Origin of the sequence: Nocardia kruczakiae NBRC 101016 (assembly GCF_001612965.1) — a bacterium.
In the GTDB taxonomy this organism is placed as follows: Bacteria; Actinomycetota; Actinomycetes; order Mycobacteriales; family Mycobacteriaceae; genus Nocardia; species Nocardia kruczakiae.
Window position 1 is genome coordinate 20826 of sequence record NZ_BDBL01000003.1, and the last position, 15541, is coordinate 36366.

The 15541-nt window shown below is 69.3% G+C and carries 13 protein-coding genes; 4 read left to right on the plus strand and 9 right to left on the minus strand.

Annotation, left to right across the window (positions count from 1 at the left end):
* Positions 1–116: 116 nt before the first annotated feature.
* From NK1_RS34180 to NK1_RS03160, 7 genes are all read right to left on the minus strand, one after another.
* Positions 117–314, minus strand: a complete 198-nt coding sequence (locus NK1_RS34180; protein WP_143859875.1) for a hypothetical protein — start codon at positions 312–314, stop codon at positions 117–119.
* A gap of 228 nt (positions 315–542) precedes the next feature.
* Complete coding sequence (ndk, locus tag NK1_RS03135; protein WP_039777040.1) at positions 543–944, minus strand: nucleoside-diphosphate kinase; 402 nt, start codon at positions 942–944, stop codon at positions 543–545.
* A 45-nt stretch (positions 945–989) separates the two neighbouring features.
* Positions 990–1331 (minus strand): DUF4233 domain-containing protein, encoded by a 342-nt coding sequence (locus NK1_RS03140; protein ID WP_082857361.1) that lies wholly within the window; start codon positions 1329–1331, stop codon positions 990–992.
* Between the two features lie 165 nt (positions 1332–1496).
* On the minus strand, positions 1497–2921 hold the full coding sequence (gene folC / locus NK1_RS03145; protein WP_439955925.1) for a bifunctional tetrahydrofolate synthase/dihydrofolate synthase: 1425 nt from the start codon (positions 2919–2921) through the stop codon (positions 1497–1499).
* A 50-nt stretch (positions 2922–2971) separates the two neighbouring features.
* Positions 2972–5674, minus strand: coding sequence for a valine--tRNA ligase (locus NK1_RS03150; protein ID WP_063007082.1), 2703 nt, complete (start codon positions 5672–5674; stop codon positions 2972–2974).
* A gap of 341 nt (positions 5675–6015) precedes the next feature.
* Positions 6016–6951 carry a diacylglycerol kinase family protein gene (locus NK1_RS03155; RefSeq protein WP_084460540.1) on the minus strand — a complete coding sequence of 312 codons (936 nt, stop codon included), beginning with the start codon at positions 6949–6951 and terminating at the stop codon, positions 6016–6018.
* Positions 6948–8525 (minus strand): FAD-binding oxidoreductase, encoded by a 1578-nt coding sequence (locus NK1_RS03160; RefSeq protein ID WP_063007264.1) that lies wholly within the window; start codon positions 8523–8525, stop codon positions 6948–6950. Before NK1_RS03160 ends, NK1_RS03155 begins: the two co-directional genes overlap by 4 nt.
* Before the next feature lie 155 nt (positions 8526–8680).
* Here NK1_RS03160 and NK1_RS03165 point away from each other — a divergent pair, with 155 nt between their 5' ends.
* Entirely contained in the window at positions 8681–9286 is a 606-nt protein-coding gene (locus NK1_RS03165) for a TetR/AcrR family transcriptional regulator (RefSeq protein WP_063007083.1), read from the plus strand.
* 46 nt (positions 9287–9332) lie between these two features.
* On the plus strand, positions 9333–10913 hold the full coding sequence (locus NK1_RS03170) for a glycerol-3-phosphate dehydrogenase/oxidase (protein WP_063007084.1): 1581 nt from the start codon (positions 9333–9335) through the stop codon (positions 10911–10913).
* Here the strand turns inward: NK1_RS03170 and NK1_RS03175 are convergent.
* Together NK1_RS03175 and NK1_RS03180 are read right to left on the minus strand one after the other, a co-directional pair.
* The gene (locus tag NK1_RS03175; RefSeq protein ID WP_174552687.1) at positions 10910–11752 is read right to left on the minus strand and encodes a patatin-like phospholipase family protein; all 843 of its coding nucleotides are present in this window, start codon (positions 11750–11752) and stop codon (positions 10910–10912) included. The two genes, NK1_RS03170 and NK1_RS03175, sit on opposite strands and share 4 nt — an antisense overlap.
* 99 nt (positions 11753–11851) lie before the next feature.
* A complete protein-coding gene (locus NK1_RS03180) occupies positions 11852–12646 on the minus strand; it encodes a VOC family protein (RefSeq protein WP_063007085.1) in 795 nt (264 codons plus the stop codon).
* 153 nt (positions 12647–12799) lie between these two features.
* Between NK1_RS03180 and NK1_RS03185 the strand changes: the two genes are divergently transcribed.
* Positions 12800–15043, plus strand: a complete 2244-nt coding sequence (locus NK1_RS03185; RefSeq protein WP_063007086.1) for a molybdopterin-dependent oxidoreductase — start codon at positions 12800–12802, stop codon at positions 15041–15043.
* Positions 15040–15537 carry a winged helix-turn-helix transcriptional regulator gene (locus NK1_RS03190; RefSeq protein ID WP_063007087.1) on the plus strand — a complete coding sequence of 166 codons (498 nt, stop codon included), beginning with the start codon at positions 15040–15042 and terminating at the stop codon, positions 15535–15537. Before NK1_RS03185 ends, NK1_RS03190 begins: the two co-directional genes overlap by 4 nt.
* Positions 15538–15541: the final 4 nt, after the last annotated feature.

Here is a 15541-nt window from a genome sequence, read left to right on the forward strand (position 1 = left end):
GGGCCCCCGGGCGCGTCCCACTCGTACGAGAGTGACGCGGCCGACGCGGGGGCGCTGTCCGTTCGCCTCACGCCTATGGCGCAAGGTCTGATGGTCTCGCCCCGCGTGCCCGGTTATCACCTGTCGTACGTCGTTCGGGCTAACTGGTCACGCGGCGCCTGGCTGTTGGCTTTCACACCTGAGCTCGAGCGCTCATCCAGCGTGCCGCCGAACAGCCGAGTCTTGGAACCGTCCGGGGCAGCGATGATCGGCGTCGAGCCGCGGTGCCATTCGGTTGCGTTCGCCACCTGCCCCGATAGGCGGGCGTCGATCACATCCGCTTCCAGTATCCCACACAGCGACCCACTGGTACGTCATCGGAGCGTGCCCGCCCCGTTTCCGCGGCCCGACCGGGGAGACTTTCCTACACCTGAGTAGGTCTTTTCCGGCGGATTCTGCCGACCCGCTCTCGCGCCCCGCACGGAGCGAGTCTTACGAGCGACCGTTCGCGGCCCTAGGGGCCGCGAACCCGCCGGAGCGAAGCGGAGGCCGAACGACACAGCTCAGAACCAGAGCGCGATCTCGCGCTTCGCGGATTCGGGGGAATCGGAGCCGTGCACGAGGTTGAACTGGGTTTCCAGGGCGTAGTCGCCGCGGATGCTGCCGGGAACGGCCTTCTCGACGGGGTCGGTGCCGCCGGCGAGCTGGCGGAAGGCGGCGATGGCGCGCGGACCTTCCAGGATGGCCGCGACGACCGGGCCGGAGGTGATGAATTCGATCAGCGAGCCGTAGAACGGCTTGTCGGCGTGTTCGGCGTAGTGGGCGGCGGCACGTTCCTCGGAAACCTGCTCGAGCTTGAGGGCCGCGATCTTCAGGCCTTTGCGTTCGATGCGGGTGATGATCTCACCAACCAGGCCCCGGGCCACGCCGTCCGGCTTGATGAGTACCAACGTCTGCTCAGTCACGGCGACACTCTAACCGGCGCTGCCACCGGATTCCGAACCGAGCCGTCAGGATGAGCCCTGCATCCGCTGGCTGGGCAGCAGACCCTGGTCCATGCGGCGTTTGACGTCGGAGCGCAGCACCAGAATGAAGGCCCACACCGCCGCGAACACGACGCCGATGATGCCGATCGACAGATGGATGAACCCACCGGCCAGCACCAGCACCTGCAGGCCGAGATTGAACGGCACGGCCCAGGAGCGGCGCTGCATTCCGGAGCCGACGAACATCAGGACGGCCAGACCGACCAGGTAGGTCACCGACCACCAGCTGAGCCCGCCGCCGACGGCCCCCACTACCGGCAGCGCCAGCAGCACGGTGATGGCCTCGAGTACCAGCGCGCCGGCCATCACACCGCGAAAACCCTTCCACGGGTCGGTCGCGGGCGCGGGTACACCCGGCTTCGGTGCGCCGGCCTCGCCGCGCACATCGTCCTCGCTACCCACGTTGCCTCCTCCGCGCCGGCCCGCCGATGCCCTCGGCATCCAGCTTCCCATCGCCTGAGGCCCGCCGCTTCACGCGGGGTCCTTCCCGAACAGCGAACGCGCCGCACCCGCGGTGACCACCGATCCGGTGACCACGATGCCCGCCCCGGATACCGGTTCGCCGGCGCCTCCCGCTTCCTCGGCGATGGCGATGGCGGTTTCGACGGCATCGGCGAGGGTGTTGGCGGTGACGACTCGCTCGTCGCCGAACCGCTGGACGGCCAGGTCGGCGAGTTCGTCGACGCCGAGCGCCCGCGGTGAGCCGTTGGTGGTGACGACGATCTCGTCCAGCACCGGTTCCAGTGCGGCGAGGATGCCGGCGGCGTCCTTGTCGGACAGCACCGCGACCACACCCACCAACTTGCGGAAGTCGAATTCCTCGGTGATCGTCGCGGCCAGCGCCCGGGCACCGGCGGGGTTGTGCGCGGCGTCGATGAAGATGGTGGGCGCGCTGCGCATCCGTTCCATCCGGCCGGGGCTGGCCGCCGCGGCGAAACCGGTCCGCACCGCGTCGATATCGAGCTGCTTCTGCGAGCCTGCGCCGAAGAACGCCTCGACCGCGGCCAGCGCCAGCGCCGCGTTGTGCGCCTGGTGTTCACCGTGCAGCGGCAGGAAGATCTCGTCGTAGACGCCGCCGAGCCCCTGGATCTCCAGGACCTGACCGCCGATCGCGACGCGTCGCGTCAGCACCCGGAACTCGGAGCCGGCACGGGCGACCGCGGCATCGGCGTCCACCGCGCGCCGCAGCAGCACCTCCATCGCCTCGGGTTCCTGTTCGGCGATGATGGCGACGGTATCGCGCGGAATCAGCAGATCCTGCGGCGACCTCTTGATGATCCCGGCCTTCTCCCCGGCGATCGACGCCAGATCCGGGCCCAGATAGTCGGTGTGGTCCAGGCCGATCGGCGTGATCACCGCGACCTGCCCGTCGATGACGTTGGTCGCGTCCCAGGTGCCACCCATCCCGGTCTCGACGACGGCGACATCGACCGGCGCCTCGGCGAACGCGGCGTAGGCCATCGCGACCAGGACCTCGAATTTGCTCATCCGGGGTCCCGGTCCGTCACCGAGGGTGCCGTCGGTCGAGCGCGCGTCGATCATCTCGACGTAGGGCAGCAGTTCCCGATAGATCTCGACGTAGCGGGCCGGGGTGATCGGCGCGTTGTCGATGGCGATGCGTTCGGTCGCCAGTTGTAGATGCGGGCTGGTGAACCGGCCGGTGCGCCGGTGCAGCGCGGTGAGCAGCGCGTCGACCATGCGGGTGACCGAGGTCTTGCCGTTGGTACCGGCGATGTGGATGGCGGGATAGCTGCGCTGCGGGGAACCGAGCAGATCCATCAGGGTCGCGATCCGGGTCAGCGACGGCTCGATCTTGGTCTCGCCCCAGCGCTGGTCGAGTTCGGCCTCGACCAGCGCCATTTCGGCGAGGTCGACCGGGGAGGGACCGGTGCGCAGCCGGTCCGCACCGCCGGCGAGCGGTTCGTGGTCGAAACCTTCGCCGCCGCTCACTTGTTCGCCACCGACTCCGTGATCTGCGCCAGCCGCGCCCCGATCCGGGTCACCTCGGATTCGGCGACCTCGCGGCGGGTGCGGATCTTGGCGACCACCTCGTCGGGCGCCTTGGCCAGGAAGGCCTCGTTGCCGAGTTTGGCGGTGGTGGCGGCGAGGTCCTTCTGCGCGGCCGCGAGATCCTTCTCCAGCCGGCGGCGTTCGGCGTCGAGGTCGACCGTGCCGGAGGTGTCCAGTTCGACGGTGACGGTGGCGCCGGACAGCCGCACCTCCACCGCGGCGGTGGCGGAGAAGCCGGCGTCCGGTTCGGTGAGCCGGGCCAGGCTGGCGATTTCGGCGTGCAGCCCGGTGAGGTCGGCGGTATCGAGGCCGATCAGTTTCGCGGCGACCTTCTGCTTGTCGGTCAGTCCCTGATCGCTGCGGAACCGGCGGATCTCGGTGACGAGCTTCTGCAGATCCGCGATGCGCTGGGCCGCAACGGTATCGGTGGCGACACCCGAGGACTGCGGCCACGCGGCGATCACCAGGGAGTCGTCCGCACCGGCCTCGGTGAGGGCCTGCCACAGCGTTTCGGTGACGAACGGGATGGCCGGGTGCAGCAGGCGCAGGACCGAATCCAGCACGTTGCCGAGGACGATGCGCGTGCTCGCGGCCCGCTCCTCCGACTCGGCGAACTGCACCTTCGCCAATTCGAGGTACCAGTCGCACAGTTCGTCCCAGGCGAAGTGGTACAGCGCCTCACAGGCCTTGCCGAATTCGTAACGGTCGAAGGCACCGTCCACCTCGGCGCGCACCTCGTCGAGCCGGTCGAGGATCCAGCGGTCGGTGTCGGTGAGGGTGGCGCGTTCGGGCAGCTCGCCCGGCGCGGCACCGTTCATGAGCGCGAACTTGCTGGCGTTGAACAGCTTCGTGATGAAGTTGCGCGAGGCCTGCACGTGCGGCGGACCGACCGACAGGTCGCTGCCCGGCTGCGCGCCCCGGGCGAGGGTGAAACGTGTTGCGTCCGCGCCGTATTCGTCGATCCACAGCAGCGGGTCGACGCCGATGCCCTTGGACTTGGAGTATTTGCGGCCGAATTCGTCGCGGATGAGGCCGTGCAGGAAGACGTCGTCGAACGGAACCTGCTGCCGCCCGGAGTCCTTACCGGTGGCGATGACCGGGTCGTCGGAGACGAACATGCCGAACATCATCATCCGGGCCACCCAGAAGAACAGGATGTCGTAGCCGGTCACCAGCACGCTGGTGGGATAGAACTTCGACAGTTCGGGGGTGGCGTCCGGCCAGCCCATGGTGGAGAAGGGCCACAGGCCGGAGGAGAACCAGGTGTCGAGGACGTCGGGGTCCTGCACCCAGCCCTCGGGCGCCTGCTCGTCGGGGCCGACGCACGCGATCTCGCCCTCGGGGCCGTACCAGATCGGGATGCGGTGGCCCCACCACAGCTGGCGCGAGATGCACCAGTCGTGCATGTTGTCGACCCATTCGAACCAGCGCGGTTCCTGGCTGGCCGGGTAGATCGTCACCGCGCCGTTGCGCACGGCGTCACCGGCGGCCTTGGCCAGCGATTCGACCTTGACCCACCACTGCATGGACAGTCGCGGTTCGATCGGTTCGCCGGAGCGTTCGGAGTGGCCGACGCTGTGCACGTACGGGCGCTTCTCGGCGACGATGCGCCCCTCGCCGGCCAGCCGCTCGCGGATCTTGACGCGCGCCTCGAACCGGTCCATGCCGTCGAATTCGGTTCCGGTGTCGGCGATCTTGCCGGTCTTGTCCATGATGGTCGGCATCGGCAGGTTGTGCCGCAGACCGATCTCGAAGTCGTTGGGGTCGTGCGCGGGGGTGATCTTCACTGCGCCGGAACCGAATTCGGGGTCGACGTAGTCGTCGGCGACGATCGGGATCTGGCGGCCGGTGATCGGGTGGTAGACGGTGGTGCCGATCAGCGCCCGGTACCGCTCGTCCTCGGGGTGCACCGCCACCGCGGTATCGCCGAGCATGGTCTCCACACGGGTGGTGGCCACGATGACGTGCGGTTCGTCGTCGTTGAGCGAGCCGTAGCGCAGCGAGACGAGCTCACCCTCGACGTCCTCGTATTTCACCTCGACGTCGGAGATGGCGGTCTCGAGCGAGGGCGACCAGTTCACCAGGCGCTCGGCGCGGTAGATCAGCCCGGCGTCGTAGAGGCGTTTGAAGATGGTCTGCACCGCGCGGGACAGGCCCTCGTCCATGGTGAAGCGGTCGCGGCTCCAGTCCACGCCGTCGCCGAGGCGGCGCATCTGGCCCTGGATGGCGCCGCCGGATTCGCGCTTCCAGTCCCAGACCTTGTCGACGAACAGTTCGCGGCCGAAGTCTTCCTTGGTCTTGCCGTCGACGGCGAGTTGCTTCTCGACCACGGTCTGGGTGGCGATGCCGGCGTGGTCCATACCGGGCAGCCACAGCACCTCGTAGCCCTGCATCCGCTTGCGGCGGGTGAGCAGGTCCATGAGGGTGTGGTCGAAGGCGTGGCCCATGTGCAGGTTGCCGGTGACGTTCGGCGGCGGCAGCACGATCGAATAGGGCGGCTTGTCGCTGGCCGGGTCGGCGGTGAAGTAACCGGCCGCTACCCAGCGCTCGTACAGGTCGGCCTCGACATCGCTGGGGTTCCAGCTCTTGGGGAGGGCGTCGGCACGATTTCGCGAGTTATCAGGGGCTGCGCTGGTCACCGTGCGATTCTACGGAGTTGAGCAGGAGGACTCGACACGGCCCCGCCACACCCTCGAGACCCCGCCGCTCGAGCGCCGGACGTGCGGGGCGAGTCGCGCCGCGCAGTAAAGAGGTGGGCCGGCCGGAGAAAGACGTAGGGCGGGGGTTTCGGCGGATGAGGGACACCGAAAACCCCGCCCACGTCTTCGAGACTACCGCCCGGATCGGCGCAATACACCAATCCATATGCAATTCTCAGCTTTTGCCCGAATCCGTTGTGCAGGTGCGGGTTTGCCACTCAGCATGCTCGCAGATTCGCCACAGGGATGCGGAGGCCGCGCCCCGCCGGTGGACGGCGGGGTCACGGCACGAGGATCGCCAGTGCTCCGGGTTCGGCGCGGAAGGTCGCCGGGAGCACTCCCGCCGGGTCGCCGTCGGCGGTCGCCGGTACCGCGGCGGTGAGGGTGATGGTGCGGGCCCGGTAGTGCCCGACCGCGGGGTGGTCGATGCGCTTGCCGGCGGCCAGGGCGGGGAGCAGACGGACCATCTCCAACCGCGACATCGCGCCGACCACGGTCAGGTCGAGCAGGCCGTCGTCGACGATCGCGTCGGGGCAGATGAGCATCCCGCCGCCGTAGGTCCGGGTATTGCCGACCGCCACCATCACGGCCTCGGTCTCGACGACGCGATCACCGGCTTCGCCCGGCTCGCCGGACAATTCGATGCGGTAGGGCACGCCGAGCTGACCGAGCAGTTCCGGAACCGCCGCGAAGGAGTAGCGCAGCGAGCCCTTCGGACGGCGCATACGGTTGGCGCGCAGGGTCACTCGCGCATCGAAGCCGGTGCCGGCGACGGTGGCGAACCGCATGGGGCCCCGGGCGTGATCGGGATCGGGGGTGGATTCGATCGCGCCGAGGTCGATCGTGCGCACGCAACCGCCGAGCACGATATCGGCCGCGGCCCGCGGATCGTCGTCGGGCACTCCCAGCTCCCGGGCCAGGTCGTTACCGGTCCCGCCGGGCAGCAGCCCCAGCGGCACCCCGGTCGAGGCGATGGCCTGCAGCGTGACGCAGACCAGTCCGTCACCGCCCGCGCAGACGACCGCGTCGGGGCGCTCCGGCCCGCGCAGCGAATCCCGGACCAGGCGAACGGTTTCCGCCGCGTCGGCACCGCGGATCTCGCGCACCCGCACGCCGCGCTCGGCGAAGCGGGCGGTGGCCACGGCGGCGGCCGCCAGTCCCCGGCCGTGGCCGGAGTGCGGGTTGGTCACCAGCGCGACCGATCGGATGGCGGTCACGGAATCAGCTTGCCCGGGTTGAGGATTCCCGCCGGGTCGACGGCATCCTTGACCGCTCGCAGGATGCGCGCGCCGACATCGCCGATCTCGGCGGTCATCCACGGCCGGTGGTCGGCGCCGACGGCATGGTGATGGGTGATGGTCCCCCCGTGTCCGGCGATAGCGTCGCCGACGGCGCGCTTGGCCTGCGCCCACTGTGCCAGCGGATCGTCGGCCTGCTTGGCGACGACGGTGAAGTACAGCGAGGCGCCGGTCGGGTAGGTGTGCGAGATATGGCACATCACCAGCGCGGGAGTGCCCTGCGCGCCGAGCGATTCGGTGAGCGCGGTGGTGACCGCCGCCTTGAGCCGCTCGACATTCGACCAGTTGGTCGCCGTCTCGAGCGTTTCGCACAGAACGCCGACATCCAGCAGCGCATCCCGCAGATACGGCGCGGCGAAACGGCCGTGCTCCCATTCCCGCGCCGGTTGTTCACCGAGCGCGGTGCCGCCGGCGGCGGCGAGCAGGGCCGAAGCCTCGGCGCTGCGCGCGGCCACGTGGGCTTCGGTGCCCTCGAACGTGGTGACGGCCAGGCAGCCGCTGACCGGCGCGCCGCCGATATCGCCGGAACGGGCCAGGTTGAGCCCGGTTTCGGCTTCGTCGGACAACCGCAGCACGGTCGGCGCCGCGCCGTTCTGCACCACCGTGCGCAGCGCGGCGGCGCCGGTGGCGAAGTCCGGGAACGACCACGCCTGATACGCGGTGGTCTCCGGAATCGGATGCACCCGCAGCGTCACCTCGGTGATGACGCCGAGGGTGCCCTCGGATCCGGCGAACAGCTCACGCAGATCCGGTCCGGCGGCCGAGGCGGGTGCGCGGCCGAGATCGGCTGTGCCCGTGGGGGTTGCGATCTTCAGGCGCATGATCATGTCATCGAAGCGGCCGTAGCCGGCCGAGGCCTGACCCGAGGATCGGGTGGCCGCGAAGCCGCCGATGCTGGCGTATTCGAAACTCTGCGGGAAATGCCCCAGCGAAAGTCCATGGGCGGCAAGCAGTTTCTCCGCCTGCGGCCCGGTCAGTCCGGCGCCCAGGGTCGCGGTGCCGCTCACCGGGTCGACGTCGGACAGCCCGTCGAGCCGCCGCAGATCCAGGGCGATCACGGTGTCGAAGCGGCCGCGCGCGGGATCCACTCCGCCCACCACGCTGGTGCCGCCACCGAAGGGCACGACCGCGATCGCCTGTTCGGCGCAGTAGGTGAGCACGGCCAGGACCTGGTCGTGATCGGCCGGGAAGACGACCGCGTCGGGTGCGTCCTGCGGCGCTTCGACGCGGCGGCGCAGCAGGTCGGGCGTACTTTTGCCGCCCGCGTGCAGCAGCCGGTCGCGGTGGCCGGCCGACACCTGATCCGCGCCGACCACCGCCGACAGCCCCGCGCGATGCGCGGCCGTCAAGCCGGATTCCCGCAGCGGCACGTCGCCCTCATCACGACGAGCCACCGGTTCCCCGGACACTCCGAACACCTGCGCCACCAGGGTCCGGATCCGGTCCGAGAGCGGCGCGTGGGCCGAGGCGATGCCCCAGGCGTCCCACACCATACTCGGGCGATCGGACGACTCGCCCGGTGTCGAGTTTTCCGATTCTGCGGATGTGTCCTGTCGCGTATCGACCATGCGTTACAGTCTGACATAGACTGTCAAGCAGTAACGAAGACGAATCGCAGTAACGAACACGGACCGATGGTGAGTTGTTGATGGATCCGAACGAATCCCCCGGCCCCGACGGCGAGCTGTCGGCTATCGACCTGGCGATCCTGGCGGCGGGACGCGCCTGTGTCGAGGAATTCGGCGTGCGCCGGACCACGCTGAGCGAAGTCGCCCGGCGTGCCGGAGTCAGTCGCCCCACCGTGTACCGGCGCTGGCCCGATACCCGGTCGCTGATCGCCGAGTTGCTGGTCCGGGAGCTGAGCGAGATCGTGGCGGCGAGTATTCCCACCGATGGCCCGGCGCGGGCGCGCCTGGTGGAGGGCATCGTCTCGGGTGCGGCCGAGATCAGGTCGAACCCGTTGTTCGCCAAGATCTTCCGCATCGACACCGATCTGATGCTGACCTATGTGTTCGGCCGGCTCGGCCGCAATCAGCGGCAATTGATCCAGGTGTTCTCCAGCGCGGTCCGCGAGGGACAGCGCGACGGTTCCATCCGCGCCGGGGATCCCGATCACCTGGCCACCATGCTGCTGCTGATCGGTCAGTCCACCGTGCAGTCGGCCGGCACGGTCAGCCATCTGCTCGACGACGCCGGACTCGATGTCGAGCTCGCTCGCGTCGTCGACCGGTACCTGCGCCCCGACACCGATTAGTCGCCCCGATACCGATCAGTCCCGAGAACAGAGAGCGAGACAGCGCATGCTCGACGAGAGCACACCGGCCGCGGGCCACGGGCTCGGCGACACCGCGGGAGATTCGGCACTCAACGCCGCCCGCCGTAGCCGCGAACTACAGGCGCTCGGCGATGCGGACCGCGTCGACGTCCTGGTCGTCGGCGGCGGTGTCACCGGTGCGGGCGTGGCATTGGACGCGGCGGCGCGCGGATTGCGGACCGTTCTGGTGGAGGCGCACGATCTGGCGTTCGGAACCAGCCGGTGGAGTTCGAAACTCGTCCACGGCGGATTGCGGTATCTGGCCTCCGGCGGGGTCGGTATCGCCCACGAGAGCGCGGTCGAACGCGACATTCTGCTCACCACCACCGCACCGCATCTGACTCGCTCGATTCCCCAGCTCGTCCCGGCGTTCTCCGGTGGTTCCGTGCCACAGCGTCTGCTGGTCCGCGCGGGCTTCCTGGCCGGAGATGTGCTGCGGCGCAGCGCCGGAACCTCGCCGGAGGTGTTGCCGCGATCGCGCCGGGTCGCCTCGGCCGAAGCGCTGCGGCTCGCGCCGACACTGCGCCGCGCCGGGCTGCGCGGCGGGATGACGGCCTGGGACGGTCAGCTCGTCGACGACGCCCGGCTGGTGGTGACGATCGCGCGCACCGCCGCGGCGCACGGCGCGGCGGTACTCACCCGCGTCCGCGCCGAGCAGGTGAGCGGTGACTCCGCGGTGCTGCACGATGTGCTGACCGGTGAAACCCTGTCCGTGCGGGCACGTTCGGTGATCAACGCGGCCGGGGTGTGGGCCGACCTGGTCGATCCGAGTATCGAGTTGCGGCCCAGCCGCGGCACCCATCTGGTCTTCGACGCCGCGGCCTTCGGCGGTCTCACCGCCTCGCTGACCGTGCCGATTCCGGGCAGCACCAGCCGCTTCGTCTTCGCCTTCCCGGCCGCGCACGGCCGCGTGTATCTGGGACTGACCGACGAGGACGCACCCGGCCCGGTCCCGGACGAACCGAAGCCCACCGACACCGAGATCGACTTCCTGCTCGACACGGTAAACACCGTGCTCCGGGAACCGTTGCGGCGCAGCGATATCCGCGGATCCTTCGCGGGCCTGCGGCCCTTGCTGCGCACCGCCGACGACTCGACCGCCGACATCTCCCGCGAACACGCGGTCCTGCACTCCCCCGGCGGCCCGGTCACCGTCGTCGGCGGCAAGCTGACCACCTACCGGCAGATGGCCGAGGATGCGGTCGACGCCGCCGTGGCCGCCGCCGGTCTGACCGCGGCACCCTGCCGCACCAAGCGAATCCCGTTGGTAGGAGCGGTATCCGGGCGGGCACGCGATCGGATCGCCACACCCGGGGTGCTGGTCGAACGGTACGGAGATCAGGCCCCCCAGGTGCTCGCCGCAGTGCGGGACAACCCGGGCCTCGCCGAACCGGTCGCTCCCGGCATCGACGTGCTGCGCACCGAATTCGCTTATGCGACAACTCATGAGGGCGCGCTGGACGAGAGCGATCTGCTGGATCGACGCACCCGGATCGGCCTGGTCGACAGTGACCGCGCCGCCGCCCTCCCGGCCGCGCAGGAGGCACTCGCCGCCAGCCGCGCCTAACCCCAGAGCTCGGCGATGCGCGCGGCCGCCGACTTGCCCTGCACCCGACCGGCATGCGCCGACGGCACGCGCGAGGCGGTGTCGAGCGGATTCGCCCCGAAGGCGGCGATCGCGGCCTCGTCCGGGGCGATCGATTCCACCCGCGCGCCCCGTTCGATCAGGCTCGCGATCTCACCATCGAGCGCCGGATCGGGCAGCGGGGCGATGATCAGCACCCGGGCGAATCCGGCCGCCAGATCGGCATTGACACTGGTCCGCACGCCACCGTCGGTATAGCGCACGCCGTCGATGGTGTGTGGCGGCCAGACCAGGGGCACCGCCGAACTGGCGGTCACCGCGTCGACCAGCGCTACCCCGGAATCGCGATCGAACACGCGCGGTTCACCCGTGCCGGCGTCGACGGCGGTGATCAGCAGCCGCTGCCGAGGCCATTCGTGCACCGGCAACCGCGATTCGATGACCGCGCGCCGGGCGGATTCCGGCACCGTCTCGGTCGCCAGGGCGAGGTTGCCGAGTCGCCGCCGCGCCACGGCCATATCCCCGCCGCTCTCGGTGATGATCCGGTTGATCGTGTCCCACACGCCCTCGAGCGGGTTGCCCTCCGGCACGATCTCGGCGCTCTGCACCGCGGGGTCGATCTGGCGGCGGAACAGCTCCTCCGTGGTCAGCCCACTGGTCAGCTGCGCCGCCACATTGGCGCCCGCCGACGTGCCGATGTACAGATCGGCGGTGGTGAGATCGATTCCCGCATCGGCCGATCCGGCGATCACGCCGTTCGCCCAGGCGATTCCCGCCACCCCACCGCCGCCGATCACCAGCGCCCGTTCGACCGACATCATCGCTCCCACATTTCGTTCCGCGTTCCCGACCGCTCGGGACAACCTCGACGGTAGCGATGACCATTCCCCCGGCGCGATTACCGGCCGGGTAATGAGATATCAGGACGCGTTGCCGCCGACGCTGAACGCGATTCCGCTCGGATCGCGGAGCGCGGCCAACCGGCCGTACGGGGAGTTCTGGGGCTCGAATTCGACCGAACCACCCAGGCTCACCGCCTGCTTCACCGTGGCGTCGACATCTTCGGCGCCGATGTAGATCCGCCACCCGCCGGTCGATCCCGGGGGCAGGTGCGCCGCCGAATCCATCACGCCTCCGAGCATCGGCGTGGCGGAATGGATTGTCGTGTAGCGGAACTCGGGCGAATCACCGACCGTGAAGGGATCGCGCCAGCCGAACACCTCGCGGTAGAACTTCAGCGCGTCGGCATAGGCCGGTGTGTGCAGTTCGAACCACGACGGGTACCCGACGTGCCCGCTCCAGTTCCCGCCGCCGGCGACGCCGAAGGAGCCGAAGCCGTGGTGGACGCCGGGCTGCCAGGCACCGACTCCCGCACCGGACGGATCACCGAGTACGGCCATACTGCCCAGCTCGCCGACCGCCATCGGCTCCACCAGGACCCGGCCGCCGTGGTCGGCGGCTGAGGCGGCGGTGGCGTGGACGTCGACGCTGGTCAGGTACACGGTCCACTGATCGGGTGCACCGTCCGAGCCGTCGTTGCGCATCGCGCCGGCGACGGCATTGCCGTCCTTGCGGAAGGTGATGTAACCGCCGTACTGCTCATCGCTTTCGGCGGTCCAGCCGAACAACTCGCCGTAGAAATCGACGGCTCGATCGGTGTCGGCGGTGAACAGCTCGATCCAGCACGGGTCTCCGGGTTCGAAGGTGTAGGACATGCTCGCTCCTCTGGATGGGGATTGCGTTCTCTCACCGGTACGACGGCGCCGAACGGACAAACTCATCGGCCCTGTCCAAGCCTGGCACGACGTGGCGACCATCGGCCCGATTTGTGGGTAGTGTTTGTGAACTAACTCTTCTACGCTGCCTCCATGACCGAATGGCATCCGACGGCATGCATCCTGTGCGAGTGCAACTGCGGCATCCAGGTGCTGCTGGGCGCCGACGGCCGCAGCTTCGACAAGATTCGCGGCGACAAGCTGCATCCCTCCTCCGCGGGCTACACCTGCAACAAGGCCCTGCAACTGGATCGGTACCAGAACGGGCGCACCGGTCGCCTCACCGCGCCGCTGCGCCGCAACCCCGACGGCTCGTTCACCGAAATCGATTGGGATACCGCCATTTCGGAGATCTCCGCGCGCATGCGCGAGATCGGCGCAGAATACGGCGGCGAATCGATCTTCTACTACGGGGGCGGCGGCCAGGGCAATCATCTCGGCGGCGCCTACGCTCCGGCCACCATGGCCGCCTACGGCATGCGTTATCGATCCAGCGCGCTGGCCCAGGAGAAGACCGGCGATTTCTGGGTCGGCGCGCGGATGACCGGCCACCCGGTCCGCTCGGACGTCGAACATGCCGAGGTGGCGTTGTTCATCGGCAAGAACCCGTATCAATCCCACGGCTTCCCGCGCGCCCGTTCGGTATTGAAGGAGATCGCGCGCGATCCCCGGCGCTCGATCATCGTGCTCGACCCGGTCCGCACCGAAACCGCCGAACTGGCGGACTTCCATCTGCAACTGCGGCCCGGGACCGATGTCTACCTGCTGGCGGCGATGGCGGCGATCCTGGTCCGCGACGACCTGGTCGACCACGACTGGCTGGCCGCGCACACCGAAGGTTTCGACGAGGTGGCGGCGGTGCTGCGCACGGTGCCGATCGACGAGTACTGTGCCCTGGCCGATGTCGAGATCGACCTGGTCACCGCGGCGACCCACCGCCTGGCCGCGGCGGATTCGGTGGCCGCGCTCGAGGACCTCGGCGTACAGATGAACCGCCACTCGACCCTGGTCAGCTACGTCGAGAAACTGCTCTGGCTGCTCACCGGAAACCTCGGCAAATCCGGCACGCAGTACGCCTTCTCCGGAATGGCGGCGATCGGGCACGATCGTGGCCATCCCGCCGACTCCGGACCGCGCAGCCCGGTCGTGGGCGCGCGCATCATCAGCGGGCTGGTGCCGTGCAATGTGATCACCGAGGAGATCCTGACCGACCATCCCGCCCGCTATCGGGCGATGATCATCGAGAGCGCCAATCCTGTTCATTCCCTCGCGGATTCGGCCCGGATGCGCGCCGCGCTGGCGGCGCTGGAGCTGGTGGTCGTCATCGACGTGGCGATGACCGAAACCGCCCGCGCGGCCGACTACGTGCTGCCCGCGCCGACCCAGTTCGAGAAGTACGAGGCGACCTTCTTCAACTTCGAATTCCCCCGCAACGTCTTCCATCTGCGGCATCCGGTGCTCCCGGCTCCGGCGGGGGTACTCGCCGAACCCGAGATCCACGCCCGGCTGGTCGAGGCGGCGGGCGTCCTGACCGAGGACGATTACCGGCCGCTGCGCGCGGCCCTCGATCAGGGCCGCGAGGCCTTCGCCATGGCATTTCTCGCCGTCCTGGCAGATCCGGCGAAGGCGAAGCTGGCTCCGATCCTGCTCTACCGCACCCTCGGCCCGACGCTGCCCGACGGCGCCGCTGCCGCCGCGGTGCTGTGGGGCGCCGCGTATACCTGCGCCCGGAAGAACCCGTCCGGCGTCGAGCGAGCCGGCTACGGCACCGGTCTCGCCGCCGGGGAGCGGCTGTTCGAGGCGATTCTGACCGGCGAGCACGGCGTGGTGATCACCGACGACGAGGTCGACGAGACCTGGAACCGGGTGCGCGGCGGCATCGTCCGCCTCGCCGTGCCGGAACTGCTCTCGGCGCTGGCCACACTCCCCGCACCGGCCGAGGACCGGGACTGGCCGTTCGTCCTGGCCGCCGGCGAACGGCGCGCCTTCACCGCCAACACCATCATGCGCGATCCGGCCTGGCGCAAACGCGATGCCGGCGGCGCGCTGCGCATCAGCACCACCGATGCTCTCCGATTGGGCCTGACCTCCGGCGATCAGGTGCGGCTCACCACCCGCAACGGCAGTGCGCAGGTGACCGTCGAGGCCACCGATCGCATGCGCAGCGGACATCTGTCGCTACCCAACGGCCTGGGCCTGTCCGTCGTCGAAGCGGACGAGGTCCTCACCAGCGGGGCGGCGCCCAACGAGCTGACCGCCTTCGACGAACGCGACGAATGGGTCGGTACCCCGTGGCACAAGTACGTCCCCGCCCGGATCGATACGGTGGGGACATGAAGCGCACCACCTTCGCCACCTGGCCCTGTTCGGTCGCCCGCACGGTCGATCTGATCGGCGACTGGTGGACGCCGCTGGTGCTGCGCGAATCCTTCTACGGCACAACGCGTTTCGACGATTTCGAACGCACGCTGGGCCTGAGCCGCAACATCCTCACCCAGCGCCTGACCCGGCTGGTCGAGGAGCAGATGCTGGAGAAGGTTCCCTACCAGGATCGCCCGGTCCGCTACGAGTACCGGCTGACCGACAAGGGACGCGATTTCTTCCCGGTGCTCACGGCCATGATGCGCTGGGGTGACCGCTGGCTAGCCCCGGAGGCCGGAGCGCCGGTGGTCGTCCACCACGACTCCTGCGGTCACGACACCCACGCCGAAGTAGTGTGCGCCCAGTGCGGAGAACCTCTGCGGCATGCCGACGTCTCGGCGCGGCTGGGCCCGGGCTTCCCACCGCAGCACCGCGACAGCGCTGTGCGCAGCGGACGATTCGCCTCCTGAGGCG